We start from the raw sequence: 14,296 nt of genomic DNA, 5'->3' as shown, positions 1-14,296 counted from the left end.
AATGAAGGTCTATTGCTTTGTTCTTTGGGCAGCCTTCCTAATTACTCATGTAGTCCAGGCGCAGGATCGCCGAGTCACGGGCCGCGTGCTGTCAGCTAAAGACCAGCAACCTATTCCAGGGGTGAATATCCTGGTTAAGGATACGCAGTTAGGTACTACTACCGATGGTAGCGGTAATTTTAGCCTGAATGTTGCGCCGAACGTTACCCTCATTTTCAGCTCTATTGGCTTTGCTGGCCAAACCATTGCGATTGGAAATCAGACACAGCTGACTGTCACGCTTAAAGAAGCCGAACAGAGTCTGGGAGAAGTGGTCGTAACGGCTCTGGGTATCAAAAAGGAAGCGAAACGCTTAGGTTATGCCACGGCTATTGTAAACCCCGAACAGGTTACGACTAACCGTTCGGTGAACTTTATTAACGCCTTACAGGGCAAAATTGCCGGTGTAAATATCAGCAGCCTTGGCACTGGGGCTGCGGGCACCAGTAAAATCCGTATCCGGGGGCAGTCGTCGTTTTCAGGTCAAAACAGCCCGCTTATTGTTATTAATGGTGTTCCGATTGATAATACCAACTTCGGCCAGAATAACGGAAACACAGGTAGTGACAACTCCATCGGCAGCCGCGATCGCAACTATTCGGATGGTGGCGATGGGCTTTCTTCTATCAACCCCGATGATATTGAAGGTATGACCGTTCTGAAAGGTGGTACGGCAGCTGCACTCTATGGCTCACGGGCCAAAGATGGCGCCATTCTGATAACGACCAAAACCAAAGGAACGGGTCAGGGAATTGGGGTTACCTACAACATGAACTACACGTCCGATCATCCGCTGGACTACACTGATTATCAGTATGAGTACGGTCAGGGCGAATATGGTGTTCGGCCTACGGCTCCAAACCCAACTTCTGGTGTATGGAGTTTTGGTGAAAAGTTTGCCGGTCAGACGCAGGTTTTGTTTGGGGGTGTAACGGTTCCTTATGCGCCTGTTCGAAATCGAATCAATACCTTCTACCGCGATGGCTCTACGATGACCAACTCCATTGCCGTCTCGACAGGTAATGAGAAAGGTGGTCTCAATCTGTCGATCTCGAATCTGGACAATAAAGGAATTACCCGGAATAACACGTTCAGCCGTAAAACCATCAACCTGGGTTTTAGCTATAATCTGTCACCTCGGCTTACGGTTACGGGTACGCTGAACTACTCCAACGAGTACAATAAAAACCCGCCCCAGATTGCGCAACAGGACAACAGTACCCCAACCACCATCTACACGTTAGCGAACTCGATGCCATTTGATGTACTGGAAGCCAACCAGATCAATCCAGCAACGGGTAACGAGTTTATCTATTCGCGGTTTATGAACCGGACGAACCCGTATTTCGTCATGAATTACAAGTTCGAGAATATTCGCCGGGATCGCTTGTTCGGGAATATTTCAGCCCGTTACAACGTAACCGACTGGTTGTATGTACAGGGCCGGGTAGGTCAGGATTACTGGTCGCGGGATCAGGATTATAACTTTCCAACGGGGCAGGCTTCGTTAGCCGCAGCTCCTGCCGGTTTTGTTAATGGTGCTTATGTTCAGGAAGCTCGTCGGTTCCGGGAACTGAATACGGACTTCCTGATTGGTGCTAACCACAAATTTGGCGTCTTTGGTGTCGATATTACGGCGGGTGGAAACCAACTCTATCGTCGGAGTGATCTGAATAGCGTTTTGGCTACAGATTTTGTCGTCCGAGGACTTTATACGCCACAGAACGGTCGGGTAAAAGACCCACAGTATAGCCTGAGCGAACGGAAAGTAAACTCGTTATACGCAGCTGCTGAATTTTCGTACAAAGACTTCCTTTACCTGAACGGAACTGTTCGGAACGACTGGTTCTCGACGCTGGCTCCGGCCAATCGTAGCATCCTGTATCCTTCGGTAACGGGTAGCTTCGTCTTTTCTCAAGCCTTCAACAACTTACCATCCTGGCTGAATTTCGGTAAGTTACGGGCCGCTTATGCTGAAGTTGGTAGTGATGGCGATGTAGGTCCCTACTCGAATAACTTGTTCTACGGCGTCAATGCGAACCTCTTCCCGAACCCCGCTGGCAATGGACAACCCTTGGGCTATATTACCTCCAACACGGTTCCCAGTACCACACTCAAACCAAGTCGTGTAGCCGAAACCGAGTTAGGTCTGGAGTTGAAGTTGTTTAACAACCGGGTGGGCTTAGATGTAGCGGTCTACAATAAGATCACCAGCGACCAGATCGTTGCCAAGCAATCGTCTGATGCCTCTGGCTATACAAGCTCGTTGATTAATAGCGGGCAAAGCCGCAACCAGGGCATCGAAGTATTGTTGAACCTGTCGCCAGTTCGAACGAAAAACTTCTCCTGGGATGTAACCTTCAACGGGTCGTATAACCAGACCAAATTACTCCGGCTCATAACCGATGACGATGGCACCCCTGGAAAAGACTACAATAATGATAAACTAGCGGAGCAAATCGTGGTAGGCACGGGTATTTACGTTGGTGAATTACGGCAGGTCGTTGGCCAGCAATTGGGTCAATTGTACACCTATGGCTATAAGCGCAATGCGCAGGGACAGCTTATCAATGGAAGTGACGGTCTTCCTATTCGAACCGATGCGCCGATCTCGTTTGGCTCTGCTCTGCCTCGTTTTGTGGGTGGTATAACCAATGGCTTCAATTACAAAGGGGTGAGTTTGTCATTTTTGATCGACTTTAAACTGGGCGGCAAAATGATTTCAGGTACCAACCTGAATGCGTTCCGGCACGGCTTGCAAAAAGAAACGCTGGTAGGTCGGGGTGACCCAGACAACAAGATGGTTGGCCCTGGCGTGAACGAGAAAGGCGAAGTCAACGCCGTTCGGGCATTTGTGCAGGATTACTATTCAGTAGGCCGCTCCAAGAGCCTGGGAGAGCAGGTGGTTTATGACTCAGGTTTATGGAAACTACGCCAGATCAGCCTCGGCTATGACTTCACCAAACTCCTGCCCAAAACCTTATTTATCAAAGGAGTACGTTTGAGTGCCGTAGCTAATAACGTGGCTATTCTGAAGAAATGGGTGCCTAACATCGATCCTGAACAATTCGGTTTTAGCTCGGATAACCTGATTGGTCTGGAATCAACGGGCTTACCAACTACACGCAGCATCGGCTTCAACCTGAATGTTAAATTTTAAAAGAATTTCATGAAAAAGATATTTTTTATACTACCACTTCTCGCTCTGCTTCTGATTACCAGCAGCTGCGACAAAGGGTTCGATGAACTGAACGTCAACCCAACGGCGGCAACGGCGCTTAATCCTGTTTTTACGTTCAACAATGCCATGGTTGGCACCTCGTTTCCAGGGTCAATCCTGATTTTTGAGGAACCTATCGTTCAGCAGATATTCACCCCAAACTCTGGTATCAATGCAGGGGGTAATTTTAATATCGACAATCGTGGACCCACCGGTAACAATGGTGGTCTCTGGCGCCAGTATTACCAAAACGTAGTTCGCTATTTGGTCGATGCGGCCAATCAAACCAAAACAGATGCTAACCGGACTAATCTCTACAACATGATCCGCATCTGGAAAGCCTATGTCTTTACCGTACTTACGGATACCTATGGTGACATTCCGTATAGCCAGGCTGGACTAGGGTATATTTCGGGAAACGTAATACCGAAATACGATACGCAGGAGAGCATCTATAATGATCTTATCAAAGAGCTAACTGAAGCAACCACCGCCTTAGACGCAGCCAAACCTACAGAAGCGGGCGAGATTACGTACGGAGGAGACATTACGAAATGGAAAAAGTTCGGCAATTCGCTACTGCTCCGGGTTGGTATGCGGCTCTCGAAAGTGAATCCTACGCTGGCCCAATCGACGGTTCAGAAAGCTGTTGCCGGTGGCCTGATGGCATCCAACGCTGATAATGCACTGGTTCGCAATAACGCCAACTATACGAATGGTGTGGGGGCTACCGTCAACTCGACCGAAGCTGCCAACTATTACCTCACAGGTGCGTTTGTGGATTACCTCAAAGCAACTTCAGATCCTCGCCTGGTCTCTATTGCTGTACGCTACGTAGGTGCCAAAAGTGGTCCAGAACAAACAGCTGCCAAGGCTAATCGTGATCCTGCTGTACAAATTGGTATGCCAATGGGCTACGATAATGGTACGATCCCAGCAAAAGCCACCGCCGATGGACTGGCCAGTTTTTACGATTATTCGCAGCTGGACCGAACCCGAATGGGTAGTCAGTTTGCGCCTTGCTACTTAGTTACGTATGCGCAAACACAATTACTGCTGGCTGAAGCGGCCCAGCGGACCTGGACAACGGGTAACGCTGCCGACTTTTACAATGCGGGCGTTACAGCGCATATGAAACAGTTGGGCGATTATGATGCTACGTCACTGGTTTCGGATGCGAACATTGCCGCTTATTTACAGAAGAATCCCTACGATGCTACAAAAGGTCTCCAACTAATCAACACCCAGTACTGGATTGTTTCTTTCCTGAATGGCCCCGAATTGTTCGCTAATTTCCGTCGTAGTGGATTTCCTGCACTGACTCCCAATCCTTATCCGGGTAAAGAAATCAAAGGGAGTTTCATCTATCGCCTGTCATATCCAGACTCGGAGCAATCGGTGAATACCGCTAACCGCCAGGAGGCTGTTACCCGACAAGGCCCAGACAATCTAGATACCCACGTTTGGTGGGATAAGCAATAACCCAGTCTAATTTTTCTTAACCTAAACTATGTGCGCAAGCCCAACCGTAACTGGTTGGGCTTGTTTGTTAGCGCTCAAATACCACATCAGCAAAATAGCCTTTACAATCGGTGAACCAGCCAGTGAGCGAAAATCCGCTTTGTTCCGCTAGCTGCTCGATCTGGGTACGCGTAAATTTTCGGGAAATCTCGGTATGAATAATTTCGCCGTATTGAAATGGCACAGTCATAGCTAATGCGCCAATCTGAACCAGTTGTGCTTTCTGACTTACCAAATACGATCGCGCTTCGCCCGTTTCTGGATTATATACTTCATAATGATCAAAGGCTGCCAGATCGAAATTTGCATCCAGTTCGCGGTTGATTCGGTGAAGTAGATTCAGATTAAACGCCCGTGTCAGCCCCTGTCGGTCGTTATAAGCCGCATGAATCACGGCAGGGTGCTTTTGTAAGTCGAAACCTGTCAGTACGAGGTCGCCAGGTTGGAGTCGGTCGTGTAATTGACGGTAAAAATCAAGGGCATCCTCGGGTGTAAAGTTGCCAATGTTTGAGCCTAGAAATAAGACAACGCGCCGGGCATTCGACTCTTCGGAAAGCTGTTCGAGCGCATTAAAATAATCGTCGTGACGTGGATTAAGTCGTAAATCAGGCCATTTCTGACGCAGATCGATCACTAACTCATCCAGCGCATCAACTGAAATATCGACCGGTGCATACGTAAAATCGGCGTTTTTATCGGCAAAAAAACCAAGCAGAATTTTCGTTTTAAGTCCATCGCCCGCACCTAATTCAACCAGTTCAAACGCACGCTCGCCGGTTGTAAACTGAGCCAGTAAATTCGCTTTATACGTGTCCAGAATTTCATATTCCGACCGGGTCAGATAGTATTCCGGTGCATGCATAATTTCCTGAAACAGCCTGCTCCCTTCAGCATCATAAAAAAAACGTGATGACAACCGCTTGGGTGTTCTCTGTAAGCCTGTCCGTACTTCGTCGGCAAGGGGCGAAGTGTCAGATGCAGGTAGCTCCACGCTTATTCCACTAAGCGTATTCCCGTGTACTGCCATCGTTTGTCTGGTTGAAAAAAATTACGATAAGTCGGGCGGGAATGTCCTTCAGGTGTAGCCACCGAAGCCCCGCGCAAGACTAGTTGAGCACTCATGAATTTACCGTTATATTCGCCTACAGCTCCCTCCGCCGTTATAAAACCTGGATAAGGCAAGTAAGCTGAATTTGTCCATTCCCAGCGTGCTCCCCAATTAAGTTGGCCAGCTACTGTGGATTCGACGGCCGAGTCCACGGCGGCAATTTCCCATTCAAATTCGGTGGGTAGCCGCGTTCCCCGCCAGCGGGCGTAAGCATCAGCTTCGTATTGGCTAACGTGGCAAACCGGAACGGCTAAATCAACAGGTATTAACCCATCGAATGTGTAGTTCCACCAGTCGCCATCAATCTGATACCAATACAAAGGCGCCTGAATTGCATTTGTATTGACCCACGCCCAGCCATCAGAAAGCCAGTATCGAAAGTTTTGATAACCACCCGCTTCGATAAACTCCAGGTAGTCGCCATTCGTGACCAGATTTCCGGAGAGTACTGTCTCATTCAGGTATACCTTATGTCGTCCTAGTTCATTATCAAAGTGAAATGAGTCAACGATCGGCGAATAACCAATCGAATAGATACCTTCCCTGATTGAAACAGGCGGTCTTGACGCTTGCCTTTGATGCTCAATAATGGGCATCTTAAGAGCAGGCAGTAAGGGGTTATGGCCTAGAATGTACTTGATGTCGGTGATGAGCAATTCCTGATGCTGCTGCTCATGATTCAGCCCTAATTCAATAAGTGCATAGAGATCTGGTGATACGTCGGCGGTGTTTAGGAACCTACTCATATGCTCATCGACATAAGCACGGTAGGCATATACGCCCGCAACCGTCGGTCTGCTTAAGTTACCTCGGTCGGTCCGAAGTACACGTTTGCCTACTGTTTCGTAATAACTGTTAAATACGTAGCTAAAATCTTCGTGAAATGGGCGATAAGCAGGATAGTTGGGGATCAGGACGAATGTTTCCCAGAACCAGGTTGTATGGCCTAAATGCCACTTAGGAGGGCTAACATCAACGATGGGCTGCACTACATAATCCTCGGTTTCGAGCCCCCGGCAAATCGTTTCAGAATGCTTCCTTACCCGAAAATATTGTTCAGTAAACGTTTGTTCAGCAATCATTCAGGTTTACGGTAGTTGTGGTTTACGGATTCGGTATATGGCTTTGTATAACCGGTGCGTCAGCCATCGTAGCGACGGCCCGGCGTAAACCATATACTGTAAACCAATTCCCTTTCTCCTTGTTCAGTAACCGACCATTTGCTCATCAACAAAACACCACAGCCATCGTTCCCCCGGTTCAGAGGAGATCACGACTGGATGCTCACTAGCCAGAAAATGTTTCGTTGCATGTTTGTTGGGCGACGAATCACAGCAAAGGGTAGTGCCGCAGGTTTGACAGGTACGCAAGTGTACCCATGAGTCCCCGGTTTTAATGCACTCCTCACATACGTACTCGCGAGCGGTGCGGATTTCTGTCAGAGAAGTCAGGTGATTACAAATAGCTGGTTTGAGCATGGGATATAGGGCCGTATTTTCAGCAATATATTGTACAATAGGGCTTTTTCATAAAAAATAATCATTGGCTTAGTTGCTGGCCCAGATTCAATCAAAACAGAATTCGTCGATCATGATAGCTCCTAAACAAGTAATGATACGGGCAACACGTCATACGAGATTGCCTGATTTTCAGCTTGCTCATACATTTATCCGATTGTGGACCCTAAGCAAAGCACGTACGTTTGTTGCCATAAACGGCCAATCGTCAATTCAGCTTTAAACCATGAAATCACTTCTCCCTTTGCTTTTACTGTTGCTAAGCCAGTCCGTGCTGGCTCAGACCAATTATGTGGCCAACACGGCCAATGCCACCAACCCAACGGTAAATAATACCTTGGTTGGGGCTGACGCTGGAATAAGTATAACGTCAGGATTTAATAGCTCGTTTTTTGGCCAGGTACTCGATAAAAAATAAACTGGCAATATGGCCTGGGTGGTGGCCTACTTAATTGTATCGTCTCATGAAAACAAGTCTATGTCTCATTACGCTGCTTTTTGTGGGCAGTTGCGGATTTGCTCAGCAGTATCCTTTCCAGTTAACCCTTACTCGTTTCGTTGAAGCAGGCGAGTTTAGTGAGCAGCAGGCAGTACAGACCATTGAATCCAGCAGTGTTATTAAGCCCAGTGCCATTGCTCAGTATAAAGCTGGACAATCTGTGCTCTTGCAGCCCGGTTTTGTGGCCCACTCAGGCTCACTATTTATGGCTACTATTGGCCCAGTAGAAAGACCAGGCATTGGGAAAGCAGAAGGCTCCCTGTCGGTCAGTGCCTATCCCAATCCCTTTGTTGATCAAGTGCTGATAGAGTATATCCTTACCCAAAGCGAACGGGTAGGGTATGAACTACGTACTAGCCAGGGGCAGCTTGTGCATCAGACGGCGGCTAGCCAGCAGAGCGAAGGGTCTCATCAGGTAACATTGACTGGAACTGGTTTAGCCGCTGGCGTTTACCTCTATCAGATTCAGATTGGTGCCCGGAGCTATACGCTACGATTAGTTAAGAGGGACTAACTGTAGGTAGATCGAGAGTTCAGTCCATAACTATATTACAATCACGCGTAAGTGTCCTGTTTATCAGAATGTTTGCGCGTGATTGATCGTGTTTGGGTGCATCGATGTACCGGGGGGCTACGCACCTATACTAGTCAAAATCAATCATGGATTAGCCCCTTTTGCATGTCTCTACCAGCAGTACGGCCAATTGCCACAGGTACAACCCTTTCTGTATGGGGTGATTGCAGCAGTTGTTGCCCTGATTGTATCGGCTTTAATGCCATTGGCAAAGAAAGCATTGAAAAGTACGGAGCTTGCCATATTGGGAGCGTTAACCGTTATTGCCTGCCTACTGGGTGTGAATGGGACCGTAGCGTTATTTAGCCGTGGCTTTGTGGGTATTCTACTGCATCCCTACCTGTTACGTGACCAAAATCGAGTGAGGCTTCTTCAGAGAATTATCCTGCAAATCCTCACAACTGAGGCAGCCATAGCTAAGCGGCAAATCTTCCAGACCTTTTTCAACGTTGGCTTTTTGCGGTATGGAACTCCGATCAACTACGACAAGGTCTTGAGGCTATTAAGCAGAAAATGGGGATTGACCTGCTGTTTAAGGCTATCCTGTTGGATTTATAAATTTTCCTTTTTCAGAGCATCTGCTTCTCACTCGGAGTGAAGCAGCCGGTTAAAGTAATAGATCGCTTCCTGTAGGCCAATGGTGAAGCCGCTGAAAACCAGCGCGCCTACTCCTGTATTGAGCACATTGTCGCTGGCGATACACTTCTGCCCATCGACTCAAATTTAGCAGCTTTTGACTCAAACGTGAAAAAGAGACAACTAGGAGAAGGTGACCTTTGACCTGTTCAATGCCAATCACCTAAACCACTACCATTATGTCTCGAATTTCCACTACCGCCCTTGCCTTCGCGCTGACCACCTTCGTTCTCGCTGCCAGCCTGGCTTTGCTAGCTGCTAGCTGGTTCCTGTTCACTCACCTGCAGATGCCGATCATTACGATTAATCCTTTCTAAATCCACACCTAACTCCATGAAAACGTCACACCTCTTTTTAGCCCTGTTCATTACTTGTTTACCAACCATTACCATTGCCCAGACCACGCTTTCCGGTTCTGTCCTCACCACCCATAACAAGCCCCTTCCCTTTGCCAGTGTGGCTCTGCTCAACGCCCGCGATTCGAGTTTAGTGAAAGGGGCAATTAGCCAGGAAACTGGATTTTACACGTTTGAAAACATCCGACCGGGACAGTACCGGCTGTCTGCTTCGGCAGTCGGCTATGTACCAGCCCGGTCGGCTACCGTGCAAGTCGGTACGGGGTCTATTACGCTGCCAGATTTAACATTACGTGAATCCACTCAAACACTGGGCGAGGTGACTGTGGCAGCTAAAAAACCGATGTACGAACAGCAGGTGGACCGCCTGGTGGTGAATGTGCAGAACAGCATTACGGCAGCTGGCGGCACGGCGCTTGAAGTCCTGGAGCGCTCGCCGGGGATTACCCTAAACCGGCAGAACAACAGCCTGACCATGAGTGGAAAAGGCGGTGTGATGGTGATGATGAATGGCAAACTGACCCGGCTGCCCATTGCAACCGTTGTACAGATGCTGGAAGGCATGGCGGCCAATGATATCGAAAAAATTGAACTCATCACCACGCCCCCGGCCCGCTACGATGCGGAAGGCGATGCGGGGATTATCAACATCATCACCAAGAAAAACACCAACTTCGGCATGAATGGCAATTTCTCAGCCACACTTGGTTATGGCTGGTATGCTCGTCCGGCGGGGACGCTCAACCTTAACTACCGTAATCAGAAACTCAACATCTATGGAAATGCTTCGTTTCTCCACAGTCACTTCTGGCAAAAACAGCAATATGACCGAATTGTGGAGCAACCTAACCAGACGCTGGTGACAAACACGGAGACGAATCGGTTTCCGACCATTTCGAACTACAACGCCAAGATTGGGTTCGATTATTCGCTGAGTCCACAAACAACGCTGAACGGCTTAGTGTCGGGGTTTGATAATACCTATGCTATCGACAACGCTGATAATCTGGGAGTAACGTTTACCAATGGCGTGCGGACGCAACAAAGCAGCCTCCTCAACACTGAAGCCAATAAATGGCAGAACCTGCTGCTAAACCTGAATCTGCGTCATGTTTTCAGCAACAAACAGGAATGGAGCATTGACATCGACCGATTGTATTATCACAACGACGATCCCAACGCCTATGTCAGTACAAAACAGGATTTTACGACCGGTAGCCAAACGAATGAGCAAATTCGGATCAGTAAGAAAACGCCCGTCCAGACCTGGGTTCTGAAAACCGATTTCATCAAGCCACTCACCACCAAAGGCCGACTGGAAACGGGCCTGAAGGCTACTACCACCCGCCTAGACAATGCCGTAGACCTGGATAGGTTGATGGCCGAGGGCTGGAAAGTTGATTCGTTTTATACACAGCAATACCAGTTAGCCGAAAATATTCTGGCCGGGTATGTGAGTGTAAACCAGCCTTTAGACAGTAAGACTACGCTTCAGGCGGGGTTGCGTTACGAACATACCCATACCGACATTCACCGGCCCGACGGCCAGTCGTTAATCAACCGGGACTATGGCAACCTGTTTCCGAGTGTGTTTTTATCGCGGAAACTGTCGAAAAATCATATTGCTAACCTCTCGTACAGTCGACGCATTACCCGACCTTCCTACAGCGACATTGCTCCCTTTGTGAGTTTTATTGATTTAAGCACCTTTTCGTCCGGCAATCCAATTCTACGCCCCACCATTTCCGATGCCGTGCAGGGAAGCTACACGTATAAGGAATCCTACGTTTTTTCGCTCAAATACAGCTTTGATCAGAACGTGATTGCCGGTTTTCAGCCGCACGTCGATGCAGCCACCAACCGAATTCAGTATTACGCCGAAAATATTGACCACCAGCAAACACTCTCAATAGCCGCCAGTCTGCCCTGGCAGGTAACCCGCTGGTGGAAAAGCCAGACCAACCTGACGGGTCTATGGCAAAACCTGACGACGGTATACCAGGACAGTCCCGTGAGCCGGACGATCTGGAACGCCCAGGTGAACTCCTCGCACACCTTTACATTACCCCACAAGTTCACTGCTGAACTGACGGGGTTCTATTACAGTCCTACCATGTTTGGTCTGTATCGGGGCCGCAGCTTCGGGCAGGTAACGCTGGGACTGCAAAAACCGCTACCAAACGATAAGGGTACGCTGAGGCTGACGATGAGTGATATTTTCTGGACGAACATTGGTCGATATAACAGCACGATTCCCGCCCTGAATATTAATACAACGCTTACATTTCTATCTGAGCCGCGCGTAGTCCGGCTTACTTATACCCGTTCGTTTGGCAGCAAGACCGTGAAAGCGGCTCGAAACCGGGCCACCGGTTCGGAAGAAGAACGTACCCGAGTGCAAAGTAATTAGGTCAGTCGGCTCCGCTCGTATCTCCCTGATTGTCTGTCTCTATTTTAACACTTATTAAACCTTCTATCCTTATGAAAATCGGATTCAACCTCTGTCGATTGTCTGTTTTTTTATTGCTTTTGTGTGTGATGACTAGCTATGGCCAGGTGCTGCCAACTCGCTTGCCGGTTATCACCAATGAGGGAGAGGTGGTATTGGCCACTGGTGTACGGCTTTGGAGACAACTGAGCTATCAGCCGCTCACCAATACGCTGATGGTTCAACAAGCCAACAGCTGGCACACTTATCAGGCTGACCAGCTACGGCATTTCAGCTACACCGACCGGGCCGATGATCGGACACATTATATAAAGGCTTTTGCGGTGCAACTGGCATCGGGTGAGACCCGGACGATGTTACTCGAAGAACTGATTCCCGGCGCGCCGATTCCATTGTTGCAACTTCCCTCGTCGAATGGTCAGCACGGGACCATCATTCAGGGCCTGCCCCAACCCCGCACGGCAAACTGGAAAACTGAACAGCCTTACTATGTCTGGTTCGACGGGCGGTTGCTGGCTCCTGATGTCTTCGTCCGAACGGAAATCGACGCACTGCTAACCACCGTTCCGGAATCGGTGCAATACTGGGCTGCGGCTTATCCCCGCCCAACTTCTCTACCGGAACTGATGGAGTGGTTGTCTTATTTGGAGAGAGAACTATCTCTTGGTCAGTTAAAGCCAGCTCGCACTCAGCCAAAGCCAGTTACCACTCCGGCCAGCACACCATTCACCTTGTATTGACTCGTTCAGACCATCCCGATTTTCAGCGGTCCGACGGGCGGTCTGGAGTCCGAAAACCAGCTGTAGCTCCGGAAAAATGACCCAAAATCACGGGTAGTAGAACCCAACCGGACAAGGACAAACCTATCGCTCAGCATGACGTATATATAATACCGGTAGGTCATTTAAGCCCAACACAGTATCTGGCTAATCTATACAATCAATCTCTTAAACTCCCTCTTATGACTTCCTTGCCAACCACGGCTTCAGAAGCCGAATCAATCTACAACATGACCCAGCGAGAAACCGCCGACCACCGGCCTGTTTCGCAGGGCGATCGCATCCAGACTATCGATATCCTGAGGGGTGTAGCCCTGCTGGGCATCCTGCTGATGAACATTCCCGGCTTTGCCATGCCCGATAACTTTGATGAAGTATTCCGAAATGATCCGACTACTATTAATTTCTGGCTCAACGCCGGTATCACCATCTTGTTTGAAGGGAAAATGCGGGCTATGTTCTCCCTGATTTTTGGCGTGGGTATCCTGTTGTTCATGGCCCGAAAAGAAAAAGCGGCAACGGGTCGGGTCCCGGCGGGGAACCGCGCGATCGGTTTATTCTTCCGTCGGATGGGTTGGCTTGTGCTGTTCGGGCTACTGGATTCCCACGTTTTGCTTTGGTTCGGAGACATTCTCTACTTCTACGGCGTGGTTGGCATGATTGCGTTTTGGTTTCGAAATCTTAAACCCAGCCTGCTAGCACTGGGCGTACCCCTGGTGGCCATTATTGGCTTCGTGCTGATGACCCTATTTTTTCAGAATATCCGCGACAAACGCCTGGCGTATCTGGCGGTGCAAACGGCTCAACAGCAGGGCCGTACGCTGACAGCTACTCAGCAGCAAGCGATAAAAGACTGGCAGGCTGCCGCGAACGAGTTTTTTCCCAACAAAGTACAAGCCGCTGAGCATACTCGGCTGATGAAATCCAACAACTATTTTGTCGTAGCGTCTCGGTATCGGCAGGAAGTGTGGGATCTACAGACCAAGCACCTACCACTGATGATCTGGGATTCGCTGGCGCTGATGCTGTTGGGCATGGCTCTTTATAAATGGGGCTTTGTGACGGGGCAATGGTCACGTCGGCGCTACTGGCAAACCCTGTTGATTGGCTACGGACTGGGGCTATCGCTGGTCACATACAGTTTCTATTTCGGTTATCAGCATTTCCCCACATCGGAAGCTTTTCTGGCGTATCTGGAGGAGCATCCCATTCAATGGACGCGTTTGATTTATCCGTTCCAGCGGATGCTGCTGGTGATGGCCCATGCCAGTCTGATTATTCTGCTCATTAAATCGAAGGTGGTGCAAGGACTCCTGAATCGGATAGGGGCAGTAGGTCAGATGGCCTTTACCAACTATGTCATGCATACGCTCATTTGTACGTTCGTCTTCTTTGGATACGGGCTCAATCAGTATGGCGAGTGGCAGTTCTACCAGCTTTATTTTCTGGTGGCCGCTATCTGGCTGCTGCAATTGATTGTCAGCCCGATCTGGCTGCGGTATTTTCAATATGGCCCGTTGGAATGGGTGTGGCGGAGTTTGACCTACTGGCAACGCCAACCTATGCACCGACAGGTATAATACGCTTCTATCCACCCT

General features: G+C 49.0%; 12 protein-coding genes. 9 read left to right on the top strand and 3 right to left on the bottom strand.

What is annotated here, in order from left to right:
• The first annotated feature begins 1 nt into the window (after nt 1).
• Both GO755_RS38220 and GO755_RS38215 read left to right on the top strand, forming a co-directional pair.
• Entirely contained in the window at nt 2-3,199 is a 3,198-nt protein-coding gene (locus GO755_RS38220) for a SusC/RagA family TonB-linked outer membrane protein (RefSeq protein WP_394351061.1), read from the top strand.
• A gap of 9 nt (nt 3,200-3,208) precedes the next feature.
• A complete protein-coding gene (locus GO755_RS38215; RefSeq protein ID WP_157590709.1) occupies nt 3,209-4,741 on the top strand; it encodes a SusD/RagB family nutrient-binding outer membrane lipoprotein in 1,533 nt (510 codons plus the stop codon).
• A gap of 67 nt (nt 4,742-4,808) precedes the next feature.
• On the opposite strand, the gene egtD is transcribed toward GO755_RS38215, so the two are convergent.
• The 3 genes from egtD to GO755_RS38200 form a co-directional block, all read right to left on the bottom strand.
• Complete coding sequence (egtD, locus tag GO755_RS38210) at nt 4,809-5,807, bottom strand: L-histidine N(alpha)-methyltransferase (protein WP_157590708.1); 999 nt, start codon at nt 5,805-5,807, stop codon at nt 4,809-4,811.
• A complete protein-coding gene (gene egtB, locus GO755_RS38205; RefSeq protein WP_157590707.1) occupies nt 5,774-6,970 on the bottom strand; it encodes an ergothioneine biosynthesis protein EgtB in 1,197 nt (398 codons plus the stop codon). The genes egtD and egtB overlap by 34 nt, the downstream gene beginning before the upstream one ends.
• 123 nt (nt 6,971-7,093) lie before the next feature.
• Nucleotides 7,094-7,366 (bottom strand): UBP-type zinc finger domain-containing protein, encoded by a 273-nt coding sequence (locus GO755_RS38200; RefSeq protein ID WP_157590706.1) that lies wholly within the window; start codon nt 7,364-7,366, stop codon nt 7,094-7,096.
• Nucleotides 7,367-7,631: 265 nt separating this feature from the next.
• Here GO755_RS38200 and GO755_RS38195 point away from each other — a divergent pair, with 265 nt between their 5' ends.
• From GO755_RS38195 to GO755_RS38165, 7 genes are all read left to right on the top strand, one after another.
• Entirely contained in the window at nt 7,632-7,823 is a 192-nt protein-coding gene (locus GO755_RS38195) for a hypothetical protein (protein WP_157590705.1), read from the top strand.
• 46 nt (nt 7,824-7,869) lie between these two features.
• Nucleotides 7,870-8,418 (top strand): T9SS type A sorting domain-containing protein, encoded by a 549-nt coding sequence (locus GO755_RS38190; RefSeq protein ID WP_157590704.1) that lies wholly within the window; start codon nt 7,870-7,872, stop codon nt 8,416-8,418.
• 88 nt (nt 8,419-8,506) lie between these two features.
• Nucleotides 8,507-9,076, top strand: coding sequence for a chromate transporter (locus GO755_RS42345; protein ID WP_449448587.1), 570 nt, complete (start codon nt 8,507-8,509; stop codon nt 9,074-9,076).
• A 217-nt stretch (nt 9,077-9,293) separates the two neighbouring features.
• Entirely contained in the window at nt 9,294-9,431 is a 138-nt protein-coding gene (locus GO755_RS38180; protein WP_157590703.1) for a hypothetical protein, read from the top strand.
• A gap of 16 nt (nt 9,432-9,447) precedes the next feature.
• Nucleotides 9,448-11,880: an outer membrane beta-barrel family protein gene (locus GO755_RS38175; protein ID WP_157590702.1), complete on the top strand. Its 2,433-nt coding sequence runs from the start codon at nt 9,448-9,450 to the stop codon at nt 11,878-11,880.
• A 71-nt stretch (nt 11,881-11,951) separates the two neighbouring features.
• Nucleotides 11,952-12,659 (top strand): hypothetical protein, encoded by a 708-nt coding sequence (locus tag GO755_RS38170; RefSeq protein WP_157590701.1) that lies wholly within the window; start codon nt 11,952-11,954, stop codon nt 12,657-12,659.
• Nucleotides 12,660-12,880: 221 nt separating this feature from the next.
• Entirely contained in the window at nt 12,881-14,278 is a 1,398-nt protein-coding gene (locus tag GO755_RS38165) for a DUF418 domain-containing protein (protein ID WP_198175053.1), read from the top strand.
• Nucleotides 14,279-14,296 lie beyond the last annotated feature (18 nt).

It is taken from the genome of Spirosoma arboris (assembly GCF_009754945.1).
In the GTDB taxonomy this organism is placed as follows: domain Bacteria; phylum Bacteroidota; class Bacteroidia; order Cytophagales; family Spirosomataceae; genus Spirosoma; species Spirosoma arboris.
The sequence above is the reverse complement of the archived record's forward strand: the minus strand, read 5'-3'. Positions and strand labels throughout refer to the sequence as shown.

What these genes read in the sequence shown, in the direction of transcription:
- GO755_RS38220 (WP_394351061.1), top strand. Translation starts at nt 2, where the DNA reads ATGAAGGTCTATTGCTTTGTTCTTTGGGCAGCCTTCCTAATTACTCAT.
- GO755_RS38215 (WP_157590709.1), top strand. Translation starts at nt 3,209, where the DNA reads ATGAAAAAGATATTTTTTATACTACCACTTCTCGCTCTGCTTCTGATT.
- egtD (WP_157590708.1), bottom strand. Translation starts at nt 5,807, where the DNA reads ATGGCAGTACACGGGAATACGCTTAGTGGAATAAGCGTGGAGCTACCT.
- egtB (WP_157590707.1), bottom strand. Translation starts at nt 6,970, where the DNA reads ATGATTGCTGAACAAACGTTTACTGAACAATATTTTCGGGTAAGGAAG.
- GO755_RS38200 (WP_157590706.1), bottom strand. Translation starts at nt 7,366, where the DNA reads ATGCTCAAACCAGCTATTTGTAATCACCTGACTTCTCTGACAGAAATC.
- GO755_RS38195 (WP_157590705.1), top strand. Translation starts at nt 7,632, where the DNA reads ATGAAATCACTTCTCCCTTTGCTTTTACTGTTGCTAAGCCAGTCCGTG.
- GO755_RS38190 (WP_157590704.1), top strand. Translation starts at nt 7,870, where the DNA reads ATGAAAACAAGTCTATGTCTCATTACGCTGCTTTTTGTGGGCAGTTGC.
- GO755_RS38180 (WP_157590703.1), top strand. Translation starts at nt 9,294, where the DNA reads ATGTCTCGAATTTCCACTACCGCCCTTGCCTTCGCGCTGACCACCTTC.
- GO755_RS38175 (WP_157590702.1), top strand. Translation starts at nt 9,448, where the DNA reads ATGAAAACGTCACACCTCTTTTTAGCCCTGTTCATTACTTGTTTACCA.
- GO755_RS38170 (WP_157590701.1), top strand. Translation starts at nt 11,952, where the DNA reads ATGAAAATCGGATTCAACCTCTGTCGATTGTCTGTTTTTTTATTGCTT.
- GO755_RS38165 (WP_198175053.1), top strand. Translation starts at nt 12,881, where the DNA reads ATGACTTCCTTGCCAACCACGGCTTCAGAAGCCGAATCAATCTACAAC.